This window comes from Sphingomonas sp. SFZ2018-12 (assembly GCF_022496715.1).
In the GTDB taxonomy this organism is placed as follows: Bacteria; Pseudomonadota; Alphaproteobacteria; order Sphingomonadales; family Sphingomonadaceae; genus Sphingomonas.
On the sequence record NZ_WTFM01000002.1, the window covers coordinates 183,602 to 201,532 of the forward strand.

Annotated in this window: 29 protein-coding genes; 27 read left to right on the forward strand and 2 right to left on the reverse strand. The window is 66.5% G+C overall.

All coding sequences use genetic code 11. The features are described from left to right. Positions 1–4 precede the first annotated feature (4 nt). Both GO308_RS09825 and GO308_RS09830 read left to right on the forward strand, forming a co-directional pair. Positions 5–679, forward strand: coding sequence for a DUF2786 domain-containing protein (locus GO308_RS09825; RefSeq protein WP_240885333.1), 675 nt, complete (start codon positions 5–7; stop codon positions 677–679). Beyond that, positions 676–939 (forward strand): hypothetical protein, encoded by a 264-nt coding sequence (locus GO308_RS09830; RefSeq protein ID WP_240885334.1) that lies wholly within the window; start codon positions 676–678, stop codon positions 937–939. Before GO308_RS09825 ends, GO308_RS09830 begins: the two co-directional genes overlap by 4 nt. 180 nt (positions 940–1,119) lie before the next feature. Here the strand turns inward: GO308_RS09830 and GO308_RS09835 are convergent, their stop codons facing one another. After that, entirely contained in the window at positions 1,120–1,644 is a 525-nt protein-coding gene (locus tag GO308_RS09835; protein WP_240885335.1) for a phage head morphogenesis protein, read from the reverse strand. Continuing rightward, a complete protein-coding gene (locus GO308_RS09840) occupies positions 1,641–2,312 on the reverse strand; it encodes a S24 family peptidase (RefSeq protein WP_240885336.1) in 672 nt (223 codons plus the stop codon). The genes GO308_RS09835 and GO308_RS09840 overlap by 4 nt, the downstream gene beginning before the upstream one ends. An 80-nt stretch (positions 2,313–2,392) precedes the next feature. Here GO308_RS09840 and GO308_RS09845 point away from each other — a divergent pair, with 80 nt between their 5' ends. From GO308_RS09845 to GO308_RS09960, 25 genes are all read left to right on the forward strand, one after another. Beyond that, positions 2,393–2,656, forward strand: a complete 264-nt coding sequence (locus GO308_RS09845) for a helix-turn-helix domain-containing protein (RefSeq protein WP_240885337.1) — start codon at positions 2,393–2,395, stop codon at positions 2,654–2,656. Then, entirely contained in the window at positions 2,653–2,832 is a 180-nt protein-coding gene (locus tag GO308_RS09850) for a hypothetical protein (protein ID WP_240885338.1), read from the forward strand. Before GO308_RS09845 ends, GO308_RS09850 begins: the two co-directional genes overlap by 4 nt. Further along, the gene (locus GO308_RS18610; protein ID WP_276616518.1) at positions 2,829–2,951 is read left to right on the forward strand and encodes a hypothetical protein; all 123 of its coding nucleotides are present in this window, start codon (positions 2,829–2,831) and stop codon (positions 2,949–2,951) included. Before GO308_RS09850 ends, GO308_RS18610 begins: the two co-directional genes overlap by 4 nt. Positions 2,952–2,998: 47 nt before the next feature. Then, complete coding sequence (locus GO308_RS09855; RefSeq protein ID WP_240885339.1) at positions 2,999–4,870, forward strand: DDE-type integrase/transposase/recombinase; 1,872 nt, start codon at positions 2,999–3,001, stop codon at positions 4,868–4,870. Further along, positions 4,867–5,622, forward strand: a complete 756-nt coding sequence (locus GO308_RS09860; protein ID WP_066673006.1) for an ATP-binding protein — start codon at positions 4,867–4,869, stop codon at positions 5,620–5,622. The genes GO308_RS09855 and GO308_RS09860 overlap by 4 nt, the downstream gene beginning before the upstream one ends. A 2-nt stretch (positions 5,623–5,624) precedes the next feature. Next, entirely contained in the window at positions 5,625–6,254 is a 630-nt protein-coding gene (locus tag GO308_RS09865; protein ID WP_240885340.1) for a hypothetical protein, read from the forward strand. Between the two features lie 62 nt (positions 6,255–6,316). Next, the gene (locus tag GO308_RS09870) at positions 6,317–6,655 is read left to right on the forward strand and encodes a helix-turn-helix transcriptional regulator (RefSeq protein ID WP_240885341.1); all 339 of its coding nucleotides are present in this window, start codon (positions 6,317–6,319) and stop codon (positions 6,653–6,655) included. After that, positions 6,652–6,858: a hypothetical protein gene (locus GO308_RS09875; protein WP_240885342.1), complete on the forward strand. Its 207-nt coding sequence runs from the start codon at positions 6,652–6,654 to the stop codon at positions 6,856–6,858. Before GO308_RS09870 ends, GO308_RS09875 begins: the two co-directional genes overlap by 4 nt. 13 nt (positions 6,859–6,871) lie before the next feature. Further along, a complete protein-coding gene (locus GO308_RS09880) occupies positions 6,872–7,450 on the forward strand; it encodes a host-nuclease inhibitor Gam family protein (RefSeq protein WP_240885343.1) in 579 nt (192 codons plus the stop codon). Next, on the forward strand, positions 7,447–7,713 hold the full coding sequence (locus tag GO308_RS09885) for a hypothetical protein (RefSeq protein ID WP_240885344.1): 267 nt from the start codon (positions 7,447–7,449) through the stop codon (positions 7,711–7,713). The genes GO308_RS09880 and GO308_RS09885 overlap by 4 nt, the downstream gene beginning before the upstream one ends. Beyond that, positions 7,710–7,973 (forward strand): helix-turn-helix domain-containing protein, encoded by a 264-nt coding sequence (locus GO308_RS09890; protein ID WP_240885345.1) that lies wholly within the window; start codon positions 7,710–7,712, stop codon positions 7,971–7,973. The genes GO308_RS09885 and GO308_RS09890 overlap by 4 nt, the downstream gene beginning before the upstream one ends. A gap of 20 nt (positions 7,974–7,993) precedes the next feature. Further along, the gene (locus tag GO308_RS09895; protein WP_066673016.1) at positions 7,994–8,251 is read left to right on the forward strand and encodes a hypothetical protein; all 258 of its coding nucleotides are present in this window, start codon (positions 7,994–7,996) and stop codon (positions 8,249–8,251) included. Further along, positions 8,248–8,559 carry a MarR family transcriptional regulator gene (locus GO308_RS09900; protein WP_066673017.1) on the forward strand — a complete coding sequence of 104 codons (312 nt, stop codon included), beginning with the start codon at positions 8,248–8,250 and terminating at the stop codon, positions 8,557–8,559. The genes GO308_RS09895 and GO308_RS09900 overlap by 4 nt, the downstream gene beginning before the upstream one ends. Beyond that, positions 8,552–9,235 carry a regulatory protein GemA gene (locus GO308_RS09905; protein ID WP_240885346.1) on the forward strand — a complete coding sequence of 228 codons (684 nt, stop codon included), beginning with the start codon at positions 8,552–8,554 and terminating at the stop codon, positions 9,233–9,235. The genes GO308_RS09900 and GO308_RS09905 overlap by 8 nt, the downstream gene beginning before the upstream one ends. Next, the gene (locus GO308_RS09910; protein ID WP_240885347.1) at positions 9,232–9,777 is read left to right on the forward strand and encodes a hypothetical protein; all 546 of its coding nucleotides are present in this window, start codon (positions 9,232–9,234) and stop codon (positions 9,775–9,777) included. The genes GO308_RS09905 and GO308_RS09910 overlap by 4 nt, the downstream gene beginning before the upstream one ends. Before the next feature lie 80 nt (positions 9,778–9,857). Then, on the forward strand, positions 9,858–10,256 hold the full coding sequence (locus GO308_RS09915; protein ID WP_240885348.1) for a hypothetical protein: 399 nt from the start codon (positions 9,858–9,860) through the stop codon (positions 10,254–10,256). Then, positions 10,253–10,543: a hypothetical protein gene (locus tag GO308_RS09920; RefSeq protein WP_240885349.1), complete on the forward strand. Its 291-nt coding sequence runs from the start codon at positions 10,253–10,255 to the stop codon at positions 10,541–10,543. Before GO308_RS09915 ends, GO308_RS09920 begins: the two co-directional genes overlap by 4 nt. A 1-nt stretch (position 10,544) precedes the next feature. Next, complete coding sequence (locus GO308_RS09925; protein ID WP_240885350.1) at positions 10,545–11,075, forward strand: phage protein Gp27 family protein; 531 nt, start codon at positions 10,545–10,547, stop codon at positions 11,073–11,075. A gap of 29 nt (positions 11,076–11,104) precedes the next feature. Next, positions 11,105–11,431 carry a hypothetical protein gene (locus GO308_RS09930; RefSeq protein WP_240885351.1) on the forward strand — a complete coding sequence of 109 codons (327 nt, stop codon included), beginning with the start codon at positions 11,105–11,107 and terminating at the stop codon, positions 11,429–11,431. Continuing rightward, on the forward strand, positions 11,431–12,990 hold the full coding sequence (locus tag GO308_RS09935; RefSeq protein ID WP_240885352.1) for a terminase family protein: 1,560 nt from the start codon (positions 11,431–11,433) through the stop codon (positions 12,988–12,990). The genes GO308_RS09930 and GO308_RS09935 overlap by 1 nt, the downstream gene beginning before the upstream one ends. Further along, a complete protein-coding gene (locus GO308_RS09940; RefSeq protein ID WP_240885353.1) occupies positions 12,990–15,056 on the forward strand; it encodes a DUF935 family protein in 2,067 nt (688 codons plus the stop codon). The genes GO308_RS09935 and GO308_RS09940 overlap by 1 nt, the downstream gene beginning before the upstream one ends. Positions 15,057–15,067: 11 nt before the next feature. Then, the gene (locus GO308_RS09945; RefSeq protein WP_240885354.1) at positions 15,068–15,358 is read left to right on the forward strand and encodes a hypothetical protein; all 291 of its coding nucleotides are present in this window, start codon (positions 15,068–15,070) and stop codon (positions 15,356–15,358) included. After that, a complete protein-coding gene (locus GO308_RS09950) occupies positions 15,355–15,642 on the forward strand; it encodes a hypothetical protein (RefSeq protein ID WP_240885355.1) in 288 nt (95 codons plus the stop codon). The genes GO308_RS09945 and GO308_RS09950 overlap by 4 nt, the downstream gene beginning before the upstream one ends. After that, positions 15,639–16,355: a hypothetical protein gene (locus GO308_RS09955; protein WP_240885356.1), complete on the forward strand. Its 717-nt coding sequence runs from the start codon at positions 15,639–15,641 to the stop codon at positions 16,353–16,355. Before GO308_RS09950 ends, GO308_RS09955 begins: the two co-directional genes overlap by 4 nt. 174 nt (positions 16,356–16,529) lie before the next feature. Continuing rightward, complete coding sequence (locus GO308_RS09960; protein WP_240885357.1) at positions 16,530–17,765, forward strand: phage minor head protein; 1,236 nt, start codon at positions 16,530–16,532, stop codon at positions 17,763–17,765. The last annotated feature ends 166 nt before the right edge of the window (positions 17,766–17,931 follow it).

Genomic DNA, 17,931 nt, shown 5'->3' on the forward strand with positions numbered 1-17,931 from the left:
TGTTATGGCCAAGGACGACGATCGCCGCCGGCTCCTGATCGAACGGATCCGTAAATGCCTGGCGCTCAGTCGAAGCTCCAACGAGCACGAGGCCGCCGCCGCTCTAGCGAAAGCCCAGGCGCTGATGCGCGAGCATGGCATCGACAAGGCTGACGTCGCCTTTGATGAGGCGACGGCCTGCGGCAACCGGTGCCAGCGCCCGCCGGCCTGGGAGGCCAACTTGCTATGGGCCGTCACGCGCGCCATCCCTTGCGAAGCGTTCCTGGACGGGAAGCAGTATCGTTTCGTCGGCCGCTCGCCTTCGGCAGAGCTGGCGGCCTATGCGTTCACCGTTCTGCACCGGCAGCTGAAGCGCGCTCGATCCGAGTATATCGAAACGAAGCTGCGGCGCGTTCGCCCTGGCCGCAAAACGGCGCGCGCCGACATTTTCTGCGAAGGCTGGGTCCAGACCGTCACGCGCAAGATCGAGGCCATGGCGCCACCCGCCGATCGGGATGATGCGCTGATCCAGCATGTCACCGCTAAGTTTCAGCTGCAGACGATAGCGGGGCGAGATCCGGGCAAGATCGACAAGGCGACCGACTGGAAAGATTATTTGAACGGCGTTGCAAGCGGCCGTGCAGCCGATCTGCATCGCCCAATGGGCGCTGGTGCGGAGCCGGCGCGACTTGTTTCGTGAGCCGCCCGCCTCACGACCAGGCCGAAGCGGAGCGCCTGCGCCGCTGCCGCGCCGCCTTCGAACGTGCGATGCGCGACAACGTGTCGATGGAGGAGGCCCGCCGCCGCATCGCCCAGGAGCGATGGCAAGCCGCCGATCGCCGCCTCGGTCGCGCAGACGCGGTTGCCTCTTTGCCAACGATGCCGGAACGCTGCATCACCGTTGCACCGTTCACGATCGTCGATGACAGCGACGAGGGGCTGCGTTGGTTCCAGCGCTAGCCACAACTGTTGCAACGTCGACCAGCTCGCGGCGCTCGAAGCTGGTGAACACGTCCGCATAGAAGCGCCCGTTCAACGGGTCGCGCCAGCCAGCTCGCGCGCGCACCGCGGCGTCCATCGCCTGCTCGATGGTGGCAAACCAGCGACCCTTCCGGGTCGGAGTGACGTAGCGGTGCTGGATCAAAGGCGCACTTCCACTCGGGTCATATCGACAAAGCCCGGCGGCTCTGTCCGGTCTGAAAAGGCCGCCCAGGCTCGATCGTAGCCCAAGGTCGGTCGAGGCACGTTCGACGGAAAACTTAGGCGGAGGCCCAGCCGCTTTAGCCGGCGATGCGTGACCTGCTCTGGACGGCACAGGCAATCGGGGCCGTTCGGCGGAAACGCATAATCCCAAAGCGGGTCATGGACTTCGACCACGAGCCCGTCGAGCGCGAGGCAGGTCGGTTCGTGACACTGATATGGTGGATAGGTCGTTATTCCGAACATGATCATCGGGAACGCGCTAGACTGCCGACCTATGCGTTCCTGCGCATGAGCGCCATTGTATAGCCTGTTGACCACATGCTCGATCGTTCCGATCGACCGCGCCGGGTCGCGATATGCCAGGACGATGGCCGCCACGTCCGCGACCGTAAACTCATAGATTTCGATCAGCGTCTCGACGTGGCGGGCTTCTGCCTCCGTCAAATCGCGGGGCATCGTCACAGCTTCCCGCCTGCCCAGACCACCCGGCCGACCACCCGGAAGCTATCCGCCTCCGCCTCGACGTCAATGTCGCGCTGCACGCCGGTCAATTTGTTGTCGCTGATGACGCGCACGATCCCTGAACCAGCCGGCGCGAGCCGTTTCACCAGCAACATGCCGTCCATTACCAGCGCATAGACGCCGTCCGACGGCTCGCGCCGCCCCAGGTCAATCATCGCCAAGTCACCGTCGCTAAGCGTCGGCTCCATACTGTCGCCTTTGATGCCGATGAGGCGCAACTGATCGTGATTGCCGAATACCCGTGACAGCCACGGCTTGGGGAAGCCAATAAACTCGGCAGTTTTACCCTCTTCGAGGGCCAGCGCGCCCGGTCCGGCAGAGGCGAATACGTCGTCCATCGGAATTGACACGATTTCGGGCGCAGCCCCGTCGATCGATCTGCTGGGTCGGCCATGCGCAATTTCATCGAGCGAGATGTCAAGGACATCGGCCAGGCTCACCAGCCTCGAAAACGACGGCTCGCTGTCGCCAGCGAGGATCTTCTGAAGGGTGGCTTTCGAAATCCCCGCCGCATCAGCCACGGACTGTTGAGTGCCGAACTCTTTCACGCGCGCATTGAGCAGCGCGCGAACCGTCTCCGACAACCCGAATGACGCACGATCCTTCAAGCGAGCCTCACAAAGCCTATTGACGTAAAATTATACGTTGATACTTACTATTCCGGCCACAAACCCGAGGTCGGCATATAATGATCAGCGATTGGCACCCCGAAGACATCAAAGCTGCTATCCGAAAGCGAGGGATGACGCTTTCGGCCCTGGCGCGACTGAACGGCATGAAGCCGCCGGTTCTGACGGCGTCGATGGGCGCAAGGGTATCCGCCCGCAGTGAGCGGATCATCGCTGAGTGCATTGGCACGCCGCCCCACGAAATCTGGCCCTCCCGCTACGAACCTAACGGCAAACGCAAGTGGATGCGCCGCCCGACCCACCTTGAGGGAGCCGCAGCATGAGCGCCTATCACGGCAATTCGGCCGAGTCATGTTCTCAATCTGTATCGTCGAGAGACGCACGGATTGTCGGGTGGCGCGAGCACGCCCGCCGTCTTGAATGGGTCATGAGCAACCGGGTCGTCCCGGGGCTGATCGGCCTGGCGCTCGCCATCTTCAGCCAGGGCCTGTGGTCATGATTGGCGACCCTCCGTCCGACGAGCTCGACATGATCGCTGGCTGCCTGATCGCCGTCGGAGCGCTGGCCGCTGTCGCGCTTTGCCTAGCCATCCTGATCATCTGGGCGCTGCTTGCATGATCGCGTCGGGGGGGAACACAGCCAGGCTGGCGGCGACCGGCGAACCGGTGGCAACGCCGCGCCCGTTTGAGAACCGGTGGCTGACCGCCGCCCAGATCGCCGACATGCGCCTGGCGGGCCTGCCCTGGACGAAGCGCGGCGTCACCTATCGCGCCATCCAGGACAACTGGCCCCATCGCGACCGCTCCGGCCCCGGCGGCGGACGGCTCTATTGCGTCGCCGACCTGCCGGACGAGGCACGCGCCGATTACATGTCGCGCTTCCTGTCGCAGGCTCGCCCGTCGGGAACGCGGCGCGGTCGCCCCGACGGCACCTGTTTCTTCGATCGACATCCCGCCATCGCCGACGCGATCCTGGTGCTGCTTGAGGAGCGCCGTCGCCCCGCCACCGAAGTGCTTGAGCTGCTGCAGGCGATGTATGGCGGCGATGCCACTCCCGGCCTTGCGGCGGCAAATGACGCCCAACCCGTCACCCTGCCGACGCTGCGCACCATCCAGCGCTTCATCCGCCGCGCCGAGCGGGAAAACCGCGTGTTCTTCGCCGCCCAGCGCGACCCCGACCGGTTCAAGAGCGCAATGCGCCCCGCGCTCGGCCGCATGGACGCGACCGTCACCTACGCCCACGAAGTGTGGGAAATCGACACCACCAAGGCCGACGTCCTGTGCGTCGAAGGCCGCAAATCGATCCTTGGCATCATCGACCGCTGGTCGCGCCGGGCGCGCTACCAGGTGGTCGACAGCGAAAGCGCCCAGTCGGTTCGCCGCATCCTGGTCGACACGATCCGCGCCTGGGGCGTCATGCCGGCCCGGCTGAAGGTCGACAACGGCTCAGGCTTCATCAACGCCTCGATCCGCACCGCGCTCGAAACGCTCGGGATCGAGCTTGATCCCTGCTTGCCCGGCCACCCGGAAGACAAGCCCTATGTCGAGCGGCTGTTCAAGACGTTCAACCATGACCGCGCGGCGATGCTCGACGGCTTCGCGGGCCACAATGTCGCTCAAGCCCAGGCGCTTCGCTCGGCCGCGAAGAAGCGCACCGGCCGCGCCGTCGTCGTCCCCACGCTGACCGCCCAGCAGCTTCAGGACATCATCGACGCCTGGATCGACGGCAAATACCACCTGCGCCGGCACTCGACGATCGGCATGACGCCGATGGAGCGCTGGCAATCGTCGCCAGTGCCTGCGATCGCCGCCCCGGCCGAGGCCGTGCTCAAGCTCGCACTCAGCGCCTATGTCGGCCAGGCCGTCGTTGGCAAGCGCGGCATCCGCTGGCGCAGCGGGCGCTACTGGTCCGACGCACTCGTGTCGTGGATGGGCCGTCCGGTCCAGCTTCGCCGTGACGAGGATGACCTGGGCGCGATCTTCGTTTTCGACGTCGACGGCAACTACATCGACACCGCAGTCAATTGGGAACGGGCGGGCCTGTCCGAACAAGCCTTTGCCATGGCCGCGCGCGCCGACATGGCTCGGTTCCTCGCCGAGCAGAAGGCCGAGTTCAAGGAACGTCGCAAGCGGTTCTCGCCCGAAGTCGCCCGCGACCGCCTGCTCCGCCAGGAGGCCGAACGCGCGGGCAAGCTTGTCCATCTGCCAATGCCGTCGCGCCCGTCGGCAACCCCGGCAATGCAAAGCATGACGGCGCGTCCCGACCCGCACCTGCCCAGCCAGGCCCAGCTCGACGCCGTAATGGCGGCTACCGAGCCCAAGCTTGCACCGCCGACCAAGACGGACGCGCAGAAGGTTGCCGAGGCCGATGCAGTGATCCGCGCGCACGCCGCTGGCGAGGCCGTCGATCCTGCCGCGCTGCGCCGCGCCCAGCTCTTTGCCCAATCGACCACCTACCAGGTGGAAAAGATCCTGCAGGCCGAGTTCGGCGCGCCTGCCACCCCCTTTTCAACCCCGCTGCAACAGGAGCGCAAATGACCCTTACATCAGTCCAGCCACCCCGCGCACCGGCGCTCGGCGCCCAGCTGACCAACATGTCGCTGGCGCTGCGGACCATGGCGCGATGCCACAACGCCGGTGACAACAGCCCGCGCCTGTCGGTCCTGTTCGGCCCGTCCGGCTACGGCAAGTCGGTCGCCGCCGCCTTCACCGCCGTGCGCACCCGCGCCGTCTATGTCGAGGCGAAGAGCGTCTGGACCCAGCGTTCGATCCTCGAAGCGATCGCCAAGGAGCTGGGCATCGCCCGGCTTGAGCGCACAGCACCGGGCCTGTTCCAGCAGATCGTCGATCACCTCATTGCCAACCCGTCCCCGCTGATCATCGACGAGATGGACTATCTGGTGAAGCGCCAGGCCGTCGACCTGATCCGCGACATCCACGACGCGACCCGCGTCGGCATCATGATGATCGGCATGGAGAGCCTGCCCAGCAAGCTGCGCGCCTGGGAGCAGTTCCACAATCGAATCGTCGAGTTCACGCAGGCCCAGCCAGCCAGCGTCGAGGACGGGACGAAGCTGCGCGACCATTATTGCACCGCCGTTCAGGTGGCGGACGATCTGGTCGAACTGATCGTCGATCGCTGCCACGGGGTCACGCGACGGATCGTCAACAACCTCAAGGCGGTTGAGCGCGAGGCGCTGGAGGAAGGCATCGGCGCCGTCGATCGCGATTGGTGGGGCGGACGCGCCATCGTCACCGGCGACGTGCCGACCCGCCGCTTGGTGGCCTGATCATGCCTGGCTACGCCCTTCAGGTCGAACCTCAGCGTGCCGTGACCGAACCGCTCTGGCGCGCGCTCGTCGCCGCCAGTGCGCCGGCCTCCGTGCGCGAGCTCCACATGGCCTGCCGTGCCCACCCCAACGCCATCCAGTTCCGCCTGCGCATCTGGACGCAGGCGGGGATCGTCCAGGCCATCGACGGGAGCCCGAAGAAGTTCATGCTGAACCCCGACCATCGCCCCGAACATGTCGGCGCGGCCGAAGGCCCGCCGCGCATCCGGCTCGACGGATCGCCCGCAACCCCGCGCGGGGGCCGTGCGCGGATGTGGCACGCGATGCGCATCCTGCGCCGGTTCGACCTTCCGACGTTGCAGATGACCGCCGAGGTGACCCGACGTTCGGCAGAAGACTACGTCAATTGCCTGCTGCGCGCCGGCCTAATCGAGCGTGCGCGGCGCGGCAACAGCCGCACGCGCGAGTGGTCGATCTACGCTCTCGTCGGAGCGCCCGGCCCGCTGCCGCCGCGCGTTGCCCACGGGACGGGTCCGGACGGGCGCTGGCGCCACGTCATCGATCAGAACACCGGCCGCGCGATCGACATCTCACCGCGCCGCACCGCCCCTTTTTTTGACCCGGAGGGTTAACCATGCCTGCTAACCATAACCCCGCCAACCTTGAGGCTGCAGCGTCAGCTTGGGGGACGCCGATGCCGGAGTATATTCGGCTGCTGGCGATCGCTTGCGACCGTAGCAATCAACGCGCCGTCGCGGAGCGCCTGGGCAAGTCCAGCGGCTACGTGAGCCGCATCATCAACCGCCGTTACGCCGGCAGCTATGTTGAGGCGGAAACGCTGATCCGCGCGGCCTACGGGGCCGATGAGGTCGACTGCCCGCTGTTCGGCGAAATCCCGCTCGCCAGCTGCGTCCATAATCGCAGGCGCAAGCCGCCGTTCGTCAACTCGATCCAGCACCACTTCGCGGCGACCTGTCCCAGCTGCGCATTCAACACCGATGCCGTGGGCAGCGGGCGGAGGGACGCGGCATGACCCAGTTCATCGCCCTGCTCGCCGATCGCGGCGACGTCGTCGTCTACCACCGCGCCAGCACCAATCACCGCCCGCGCTGCGGCGGCACCCACTGGCTCGTCGGCCGCGTCACCGCCGAATGCGCCGGCTGTCACACCGCGCTGCCGCTGGTCAGCGACCGCCCCGACCAGCCGCTCACCCCAGACTTTAACGCCCACGCTTAAGGAGCCGACGCTCATGGCCACGACGCGCCGAAAGGCACCCAAACAGGACGCCCCGGTCACCATCGAGGAGGCGACCCGGATGCTGGGCGACTATGCCCAGCTGCAGCTCGAAATCGAGCGGCTCGACGCCACCGCCAAGGCCGCGATCGCCGCGATCCAGGCCGAACGGGACGAGGCGATCGCTCCGGTCAAGGAACAGGCGGAGGGTTTGTTCCGCCAGCTCCGCGCCTGGTGGGCGGTCGCCGGCCCCCAGCTGACCGAGGGCAAGCGCAAGTCGCTGCCGCTCGCCGGCTGCGTCATCGGCGTCCGCACCACGACGCCGAAGCTCAAGCTGCCCAAGGGGATGAACGAAGCCGCCGCCATCAAGTGGCTGCGGGCTCTGGCCAACGGCATTGGCGACGCCTTCATCCGCGTGAAGGAAAGCCTGGACAAGCCGGCGCTGATCAAGGCGGTCGGCGAACCTGGCTTCACCGGGCCGCTGCTCACGGTGGAAGGCTTCCGCGCCAGCCAGACCGACGAGTTCTTCATCGACCTCGCCCAGGCCAAGCCGGCCAGCGTCGAGCTGGTCGATACCGAGGAGCAGGGCGAATGATCCGGCTCGATCGCAACGACGCCGGCGAAGCGATCATCCGGCTCCATCTGCCCAACGGGTGGACCGCTTCGATCCTGCCGATCGGCCGCTATGGCATCGCCTCGCTGATCGCATGGCCGGCCCATACCGAAGCCCCGTGCGACGGCGCGCTGGTCGGCGCGCAGGAGGCTTATGGCGACGATGTCGTCGAGTTCCTGGCCCAGATCGCGGCGATGCCGGACGCGCCGCACCTGCTGCCGGACATGCCGGAGCCGCAGCCATGAGCAACCTCGTCGTCCCGCGCCGCGAGGTCGGCAGCGATGCCCTGCACCGCACCGAGCGCCAGGTGCTCGACCTGTGGGACCAGGGCGTCGGCTATCGGGGCATCGCGGCCAAGCTCGGCATCGATGCCCGCACCGTTCAGTCGATCATCTCGAAGTTCGACGGCGGCTCGGACAGCGCCACCCGGTTCCGCGAAGCCACCACCCGCAGCACCGCCCAACTGCTCGCCGCCATCAACGCGCTGCGCGCGAAGCACCCCTGACCACCCTGGAGGAAACCACGATGACCGAGCTTAAGTTAGACGGAATTTTCGGCGACGTCCGCCGCGCCGAACCTAGTCCAAGCCAGGTTACCGGCATCGGCGTCGCAGCCGATGGCCCCGATCTCTACATCACCATCATGGCCGGCGGCTCCGGCGGCCTCGCCGTGCGCCTCTCTGGCGATCAGGTCGATCGCTTCTGCACGAAGCTCGCCAATGCTGTCTTCGCCGCCAATCGTAACCTGGCGCACGCCGGCCAGGGTGGGGAGACGATGCAATGACCCGCGTCGAGCTGCGCGCGCTGGACGCGATCCGCGCCTACCACGCCGAACACCGCCTGGTGCCGACGATCCGCGAGCTGTCCCGGCTGCTCGGTCGTTCATCCGTATCGACCACGCACTGCACCGTGCAACGGCTGATCGACCAGGGCCATCTGGTCCGGGACGGCAGCCCCTACGCGCAGCGCAATTATGCGCTGCCGTCGAAACCGGCGGCGGCCGAGTTGACCGATGGCGAGCTGCTCGACGAGATCAAGCGGCGCGGGGGCGTGTTCGCCATGCTGGGCGTCCAGGAGGGGCAACATGGCTGACCCCGCCCGCAAACCGCCGCGCTCGGCCGCCCAGCGCCCCGACAGCGCCAAGCGCCCCGACAGCGCTAAGCGCGAGGTGCAGGTCAAGATGATCCGTGCGGTCCGCGCCGCCTGCCGCCGTCGCGGCATGGACGACGACGATCGCCGCGCCTTTCAGCAGCGCGAGATCGGCCGCGCCAGCCTGTCCGACATGTCGATCGCGGAGCTCGGCAAGCTGCTCGACCTGCTCAACAAGGATCGCGCTGCACCAATGGCCCATCGGCCGCATTTCGCCAAGATCAAGGCGCTGTGGTGGAGCCTCTATTGGCTGGGCGAGATCCACGAACCCGGCGATCGTCAGCTCGACGCCTTCGTCAAGCGCCAGACTGGCGTCAACGCACTTCGCTTCCTCGACCATCGCCAGGCCATGTCGGTGATTGAGGCGCTAAAGAGCTGGGCGACGCGCGCCGGGGTCACCTGGCCGGCGGCGCAGGCCGGATCGGACGGCCAGGGTGAGCGGGGCGCGGTCATCGCCGCGCTCATCGTGCGCCTGCTCGATCGCGGCGACGCCACCGGCAACTGGGAGTTCTGCCAAAGGCACATCGGCATCGATCCGAAGCTGGCCGCCACCCCCCAGCAGCTCGACGCCTGCATCAAGCTTCTGGGACGGCGCTATCGTGCGCTGCTGACGCCATGAGCGCGGCCGTCGATCCCGCGACCCTGCCGCGCCTCGCCGATCTGCCGATCCCGGCCGACGTGCGGCCCGGCAAGGGCTGGACCGGCCAGATGCTGGAGCTCGCGGACCATATCGGCGCTTACGACACCCTGCGCATCGTCGCGGCCTATGGCGGCCAGTCGGTCTACATCCCGATCGATGCCGAGCGGAACCCGTTCCGCGACCTGATCGGCCCCGCCAAGGCGGCGATTGTCAGCCGGGTCTATGGCCCCTACAAGTTCTTCGTGCCAGTCGCCCGTCACGCGGTCGATCGTGCGCGGCGCGGCGGCGTCCTCGCGCTCGTCCGCAAGGGTGAATTGTCGAAGCGCGATGCCGCCGTCATCCTGGGCACGTCGCGCAACTATGTGATCCAGCTCCTGGCGTGCCGGGACGAGGATGGCCCGCCGATCGCTGCCCTGGCCAGGCGGCGCGCGCACGACCCGCGCCAGATCAGCATCTTCGACATGATCGAGCAAGCCGCATCGCCGGTAGCTGAGGGCGATAACCCGCCCGCCCGACCGTAGCCAGTTACGCAGACGCCGTCCGTTGTTCATCGGGGGTGCGTCTTGTCCGTTCTTCGCCACCGCAGTCTGGCCGCCTGATTATGGCCTGGCTGCAACTCGCCATCGACCTTTGGCCGATCCTCACCCTCTTCATCTCGATCGTCCTGGGCGCGGTCGTGCTGTGGCTTCGGTCGCAGTTCCCGACCAAGGCCGACGTGTCCGGCCTGACCGACAATGTCGCCATCCTCACCGCCAAGGTCGAGGATGTCCAGGACACCGTCGCAACGCTCGTGACGGATCAAGCCGCGCAGAACGCCCGGCTCGACCAGATCGAGAAGGACATCGAAACCCCGCCCACGCGCATGGAGCTGATGCAGGCGATCGCCCAGCTCTCGACCAAGATGAGCGCGGCTGAGGAGCGCACCGAGTCGGTCGACCGTCAGCTGCGCACCACCAACGACTATCTCAAGATCCTGATCGACAAGGGGCTGCGCGAATGACCCCGCCGAGCAAGGCGGTCGTGATCCGCCGCGCCATCCTCGACGAGCTGGCCGCGATCGGCGGCACGCACAACCACGATGCTCTCGCCGTCGTGCTGAAGGGCAAGGGGCACCCGGTGTCGCGCGACGAGGTTGCCGATCAGATGTGCTGGCTTGCCGATCACGGTATGATGGCCGTCGAGCTGCTCGGCGTGTTCGTCGTCGGCGAGATCACCATGCGCGGGCGTGACATCGCCGACGGCAGTGTCACCTTTGAAGGCATTTCCCCCTTCAAATCGGCGATCTGACGTGCCGCGCCGTTCTTCCGTCGAAAAGCTCGACCCGGCGATCCGCGCCAGCGTGGACCGCGCGATCGGGCGTGGTGCCAGCATCGACGAGATCGTCGAGCTGGTCGACAGTCTGGGCGGCGACGTGTCGCGCAGCGCGATCGGCCGCTACTCGATCCGCTATCGCGAGATGGCGGACCAGCAGCGCAACGTCATGGCGATCGCCAAGGCGTTCGGCGAGGATTTCGGCGACAGCAACAACGATGCCGGCAAGCTGCTGATCCAGCTGATCAACAGCGTGGCGGTCCGCGCCATGATCCCGCTCGCCTCGGGCGAAGAACCGGACATTGACGGCAAGGAGCTTCATTTCCTGGCGCGCGCCGCCAAGGACCTGCTGTCCGCCGCCAAGATCGACGCCGATCGCGACCGCCAAATTCGCGAGGCGACCAAGAAGTTGGCGGCCGAAGAGGCCGAGAAGGAGCTGCGCCGCGAAGGCGCGTCGGCCGACACCATCCGGAAGGTGAAGGAACAGATCCTGGGCATTGAGCTGTGACGACGTTCCGGATCGTCGCCGGACAGGGCATGGCTGAAGGACGCGTAGTCCTGCCTCTCACCCTGCGCGTGCGCGACTTGGCCGTCTCGCTCGGCTTTCGCGCGGGCGGGGTGAAGTCCAGCCACTGCCCGGGTAGCGCGTCGCGCTACCTTACGCTCACCTGCCCGCGCGGCCATGACTGGCTGGTCCGCATCTCCAACCATCGCCGACCCGAGCGGACGCGACAGCCGGCACCGCATATCGATTTCGTGTCCCTGGACGGCCAGGCGGGCACACTGCAGCTCGCCGACCTGCTCACCCGCATCTGCGACGGTCAGGTTGCCTGGCGTCCGCTCAAGGCAGGGGGACGCCGCTAATGACGTCTGCCAGTGCCGCCGCCAGCGCCCATGATGACCTGAAGATCCTGCTCAAATATCAGGCGTCGGCGATCGCGCTGAGCGCCCAGCACGAGCTGCTGGTCATCGAGAAGTCGCGGCGCACCGGTATCACCTACGGCTTCGCCGCCGATGCGGTGCTGACCGCCGCCCCGGCGGAGCGGCCCGACAACGTCTATTACATCGCCTACAATCTCGACATGACGCGCGAGTTCATCGGCTATGTCGGTGACTTCGCCAAGGCGTTCAACGAGGTGGCGACCGACGCGGCTGAGTTCCTGTTCGACGACGGGTCGGATGAGGGGATCAAGGCGTTCCGCGTCGACTTCCCCTCCGGCAAGGCGGTGATCGCGCTGTCGTCCAAGCCGCGCTCGCTGCGCGGGATGCAGGGCAAGGTCATCATCGACGAGGCCGCGTTCCACGATCAGCTCTCCGCCCTGCTGACCGCCGCGCTGGCGCTGACCATGTGGGGCAGCCACGTCATCGTCATCTCGACCCACGACGGCGCGGACAACGCCTTCAACGAACTGATCGAGGAAATCCGCGCCGGCAAGCGCGAGGGTCATGTCATGCGCCTCACGCTCAAGGATGCGCTGGCCGACGGCCTGTTCAAGCGCATCTGCCTGCGCACCGGCAAGGCCTGGTCGCCGGAGGCCGAGGCGGAATGGGAGGCGAAGCTCCGCAAGCGTTACGGCTCGGCGGCGGAGGAGGAGCTGGACGTCATCCCGTCGCGCGGCACAGGCGTCTATCTGCCCCGCGCGTCGATCGTCGCCGCCATGTCGCCCAACCTGCCGGTCATCCGGATTGAATGCCCCCAGGGCTTCGAGCTGCAACCGGACGAGTATCGCACCGACTTCGTCCGCGAGCTGCTCGAAGAAGAGCTGCTGCCCTATCTGCGCGACTTCGATCCGCTCCGCCGCACCTATTTCGGCCAGGATTTTGCGCGCGTCGGCGACGTGTCGCCGATGGCGTTCGGCCAGCATGACGAGCACCTCAATCTGATCGTCCGCTTCATCCTGGAAATGCGCAACGTGCCGTTCCGCGAGCAGGAGTTCGTGCTCAACTGGATCCTCGCGCGCGTGCCCAATTTCTGCGCCGGCAAGATGGATGCGCGCGGCAACGGCTCGGCCCTGGCCGAATATGCCCAGCAGAAATGGGGCGCGACCCGCATCGAAGCCGTCCAGGCGACCGACAAGACCTATCTGGCCTTCATGCCGAAGCTGAAGGCTTCGATCCAGGACCGCACCATGCTGATCCCGCTCGACGAGGCGACGCTCGAAGATCTGCGCATGATCAAGCTGGTCGATGGCGTGCCCAAGATCCCGGACCGCTCCGTCGTGTCGAAGGCCGACGGGGCCAAGGGCCAGCGCCACGGCGACAACGCGATCGCGCTAATGCACCTGCGCGCCGCCGCCGACGAGGATGTGGGGCCGATGGAGGTCCACACCACCGGCACGCCGCGCCCCAGCGCCCCTGAAATGAGCGTGTCGATGCGCGGCTTCGGCAGCGTCGGCCCGCGCAACAACGGACTTGCATTCTGATGGCCAAGACACCTTCCACCCGTAATTCGCGCCTGCCGGCCAATCTGCGCTCCGAGATCGCGACGACGCTTGACGGCCGCGACATCACCCAGCCCTGGGTCCGCGAGCTGCGCGAGGCCGCCGACCCGATCCTGCTCGGCTCGGTGGGCTGGGGGGCCTATGATCAGATCCTGCGCGACGATCAGGTCTATTCGACGCTGCAGCAGCGCATCGGCGCGGTCGTGTCGCGCGACTGGGAGGTCGTGCCCGGCGATGAGGACGATCCGCGGTCCAAGGCGGCGGCCGAAGAGTTCAGCCGGATGCTGCGCCGGATCGGGTGGGACAACATCACCCGCAAGATGCTGTTCGCCACCTTCTACGGCTACGCGGTCGCCGAGGTCATGTGGACCAACGACTTCGACTTCGCCGCGATCAAGGTCCGCCATGCCCGCCGCTTCCGCTATGATGCGGAGGATCGGCTGCGGATGCTGACCACCGCCTCGCCGCGCGGTGAGGTGCTGCCGGAGCGCAAATTCTGGGTCCACGCGGTCGGCGGATCGAACGACGACGAGGTCTACGGCGTCGGCCTGGCCCACTGGCTCTATTGGCCGGTGCTGTTCAAGCGCAACGGCATCCGCTTCTGGAACATCTTCCTGGACAAGTTCGGCACCCCGACCGCGAAGGGCACCTATCCGCGCGGATCGAGCCCGACCGACATCCGCAACCTGCTCAATGCATTGAGCGCGATCGCCACCGACAGCGGCTTCGTGGTGCCGGAAGGGATGGCGGTCGAGCTGCTGACCGCCGCTCGCGCCGGCGTCGGCGATTATGCGGAGCTGTGCCGCTACATGGACGGCGCGATCGCCAAGGTCGTGCTGTCGCAAACCATGACCACCGATGACGGCGCATCGCGCGCCCAGGGGCAGGTGCATGAGGGCGTCAAGCTGGAGGTCATCAAGTCCGACGCGGATTTGCAGACCGACAGCTTCACCGCCGGCCCGGCGCGCTGGTGGACCGACTTCAAATACGGGCCGGACGTCGCCGCGCCGGTCGTTCGCCGGATCGTCGAGGAAGAGGAGGACCTGGCCGAAAGCGCCAAGACCGACGAAATCCACGCGCGCGGTGGCTGGGTCCGCACCGCCGACAGCTTCAACGAGAAATATGGCGAGGGCTTCGTCCGCAAGACCGATCCCGACGCACCCGCCGGGGCCGCTGATCCCACTCCGACAGCACAAGACGCAAACGACGCTGATCCGGCGCGCCGGCTGCCATCCCGGCAGATGCCCGACGCCGCCAGCTTCGCGGCCGACGATCCAGCGCCGCTCTATGTCTATCGCAAGCTGATTAATGCGACCGAGCTGCTCGAATGGGCGCGGTCGCAGGGCTTCGCCACGACGCTGGAGCCGGACGATCTCCATGTAACCGTCACGTATTCGAAGCGCCCGGTGAACTGGTTTGCGATGACGGGGTGGGGTGGCCCGGCTGAGCTGGTCGTGGAGCCCGGCGGCCCGCGCCTGGTCCGGCGCCTGGGTGAGGGCGAGGCAATCGCGCTACTGTTTCAGGACGCATCGCTGCAATGGCGGCATCAGGAGATGCGCGACGCCGGCGCGAGCTGGGACCACCCGAGCTACCTGCCGCACGTCACGATCAGCTACCAGGGCCAGGCAATCGACCTCGACCAGGTCGAACCCTATCGCGGCCGTCTCGTGTTCGGCCCGGAGGTGTTCGAAGCGATCGACGAGGGCTGGCAGGACCGCATTGCCCAGCGCTCGGCTGACCAGTCGGCAAGCGGCTCCGCTCCGGCAAATACGCCCGCCACCAGCTTCGCCGAGGACGAGGGCGACGACGCAGACAGCATCGTCGACCGGATGATCGCCGACAGCGGTTACCGGGCCGCCGACGCGATCACCGGCACGCTCATTGAGCGCATCCTCGCTGCCGAGACCGAAGAAGCCGCCCGTGCGCTGATCGCATCCGCGCTCGGGACCATGGACGAAGCCCCGCTCGCCCAGGCGCTGGAACGCGCCGGCTTCGCCGCCCGGCTCAAGGCCGCGACCCAGGACGGCACGACTGAGAAACTGAGCTGAAGGAGGCTTGCATGAGCGATGACGAGTTTACAGCGAACAACCACTTGCCGGCGGTGCTGGGCCATGTGGAGGTCGAAGCTAAGCGATACATTGGCTATGGTGGCAGAGACCTTCTCGGGCGGATGACCGTTCCGTTCAATGAAATTGAGGACCTCTTCGACGAAGTTCCTGACGGCACGGTCATCGATGCTGCTCAGGCGGAGCGGCTGCATTCCAGCCTTTTTGAGCTCGCCGCCCTAGTGGCAGCGACGCTAGCGATGCTTGAGGTTGAACACCCCGAGCTATTGGACAAGGAGCAATGAGCTCCTCTGCAACGACACCCCATGACGCATTCGGCGAGGCGTGGTGCCGCCTTGCGGAAGATGAGGCGTCCACACTCGTCTCTCTGCTGGAACGCGGCGATCTCAAGGTGATGGTGGTTGTCATGGCGCACGACCAGGTCCGAAGCCTAGGCTCTGTCCTTCATGCGGTCAGTGACGGCACCAGCGTCGCGAACGCCAACGCCTTCGCCGGCGGCCTCAACGTCAAGCGCGACTGGCTCACCGGCCTGGTCGCCTGCCAGAATAGCCGGAGGGCGGGCGAATGACCGACCGCCCCATCATCTTCTCCGCACCGATGGTGCGCGCGCTGCTTGCCGGCCGAAAGACGCAGACGCGCAGGCTCCTTCGCAACCCGGAATACTATGGTTGTCCGACCGGCGATTGCCCGCACGATCGGCAGTCAGAGTGCAATGCAGCGATGGTGGCATTGTCGGCCAAAGAAGCGGGCTACGCCGCCGGCGATCGCTTGTGGGTGCGCGAGACGTGGCGAGTTGCGCCCGACGCCTGCGAAGGCTGGGCGCCTGACGCTGTGCCCTGCGTTGGCTGGATCGACTATCGCGCCGGTGGGGAAGCACAGGTTCGCGCGCCATCGTTCAGCCATGTCTTGGACGCCTTCGGAAAGAGGGTCGATGCCGATTGGGATTGTCTTCCAGATAGGTGGCGGCCTTCAATCTTCATGCCGCGCTGGGCCAGCCGCATCACGCTGCTCGTCGACGACGTACGGGTGCAGCGGCTGCAGGACATCAGCGAGGCGGACATCGCTGCGGAAGGTGTCCGGGCCGATCCTCCCAAGCTGGCTCAGACAGCGCCCGGGCGGGTGAACATGACGCCAATCACATGGAGCGAGGGGCAGGATTACACGGCTAGCTCGGCGTTCAAGCGATTGTGGAACAGTCTTCATGGCCCCGGTGCCTGGGCAGCGAACCCTTGGGTGGTTGCGCTGACTTTCCGCCTCCAGCTCGGCAACATCGACGCATGAGGTCCCTTTGGGCTTGGCTTCCTCGCCTCTCAGCGTATGAGACGATGCACTGCGATCACGATGGTGAGTTCGAAGGCGTCGAGGTCGAGCTTTGCTGGGCGGGGTTTCGCTTCTCGGCCGCCCTTTGTCGCCGCACCCGCGTCGTGAAACACGCCGACCCGGCACCGCCGACTGATGCCTGATCCGCTCGGCTATTCCATCTTCCTTGAGCCGACCGACGCCGTGCGCGCATTCCAGGCGCGCGGCGAGCTGAAGCCGACCGTCCGCTGGTCCGAAATGATGCATGAGAACCATGCGTCCGCCTTCACTGTCGCCAAGATCGCCCGCCTCGACCTGCTCCGCACCATCCAGGCATCGCTCGACGAACAGATCCGCGACGGCGGCAGCTTCGATCGGTGGAAAACCGCGATCCTGCCCGAGCTGCAGCGCGCCGGATGGTGGGGCGCAGTCCAGAACCGCGAGCTGACCGGCACGGACGAGCGCATCGTGGTCAACGAGCGCCGGCTGCGCGTCATCTACAACACCAACATCCGCATGAGCCTGGCGGCGGGTCATTGGGCGCGCATCCAGCGCCAGAAAGCCGCTTTTCCCTACCTGCGCTATGTGCCGTCGACCTCGGAGCGCAAGCGCCAGCTCCATATCCCCTGGTATGGCATCGTGCTCCCGGTCGATCACCCGTGGTGGCAGACCCATTTCCCGCCCAATGGCTGGGGCTGCAAATGCGGCTTCGAACAGGTGACGCAGCGCCGGCTTGAGCGCATGGGCTGGTCCGTCACCCCCGACGATCAGCTCCCGCCCGGCAATCCGACCATCTTCGTCGCCGCGACCGGACAGGCTTTCGATGTGCCGCAGGGCATCGACCCCGGCTTCAGTTACAATCCCGGCACGGCGCACCTGCGCGTGATGGCCGACAAGGCGGCAGCATCGATCATCGCGGCGGCCGACGCCGGCCTGGATGCCGCTGCACGCCAGACGCTGCGCGAGATCGTCGATGATGCCGCGTTCGAACAGTTTCTGGCGCTGCCCGAGGCGAGCTTTCCGGTGGCGCTGCTGACTGTCGACCAACAGGCGCTGATCTCGGCCAAGGCCCGCCTGGTCGTGCTGCCGACCGCCGTCTACCGCAAGCAGCGCGGTGAGGCCCCGGAGATTTCACGCGGACACCCCGAACTCACCGTTGCCAACTATCGCCTGCTTCCCGACATCGTCGATCGCGCGATCGTGATCGCCCAGCAGGGCGACAGCCGCTTAATCTACTTCGCCGATGAAGGTGGGCGGTTGTGGAAGGTGGTGGTGCGCCAGGACGCCGGCGAGCCTTTGCCGGCCGTCGTCAGTTTCCACGCCAGCCGACCGCGCAACATGACGGCCGAGACACGCACTCTGACGATCCTGCTCGATCGGAGGGGAACATGAGCGGCGCACGGTGGGGACTTCCTGTCCCCCACAAAGTGATCAACGGCCAGAAACCTAGCACTACGGAGGGAAGATTTACCGCGTCGCGTGCACCGCTCCGCGCATATAGCGCGCGCCACCTTAACAAGCAATTCCGCGCCGAGAGGCGGGGGACGGGGCGCGCCAA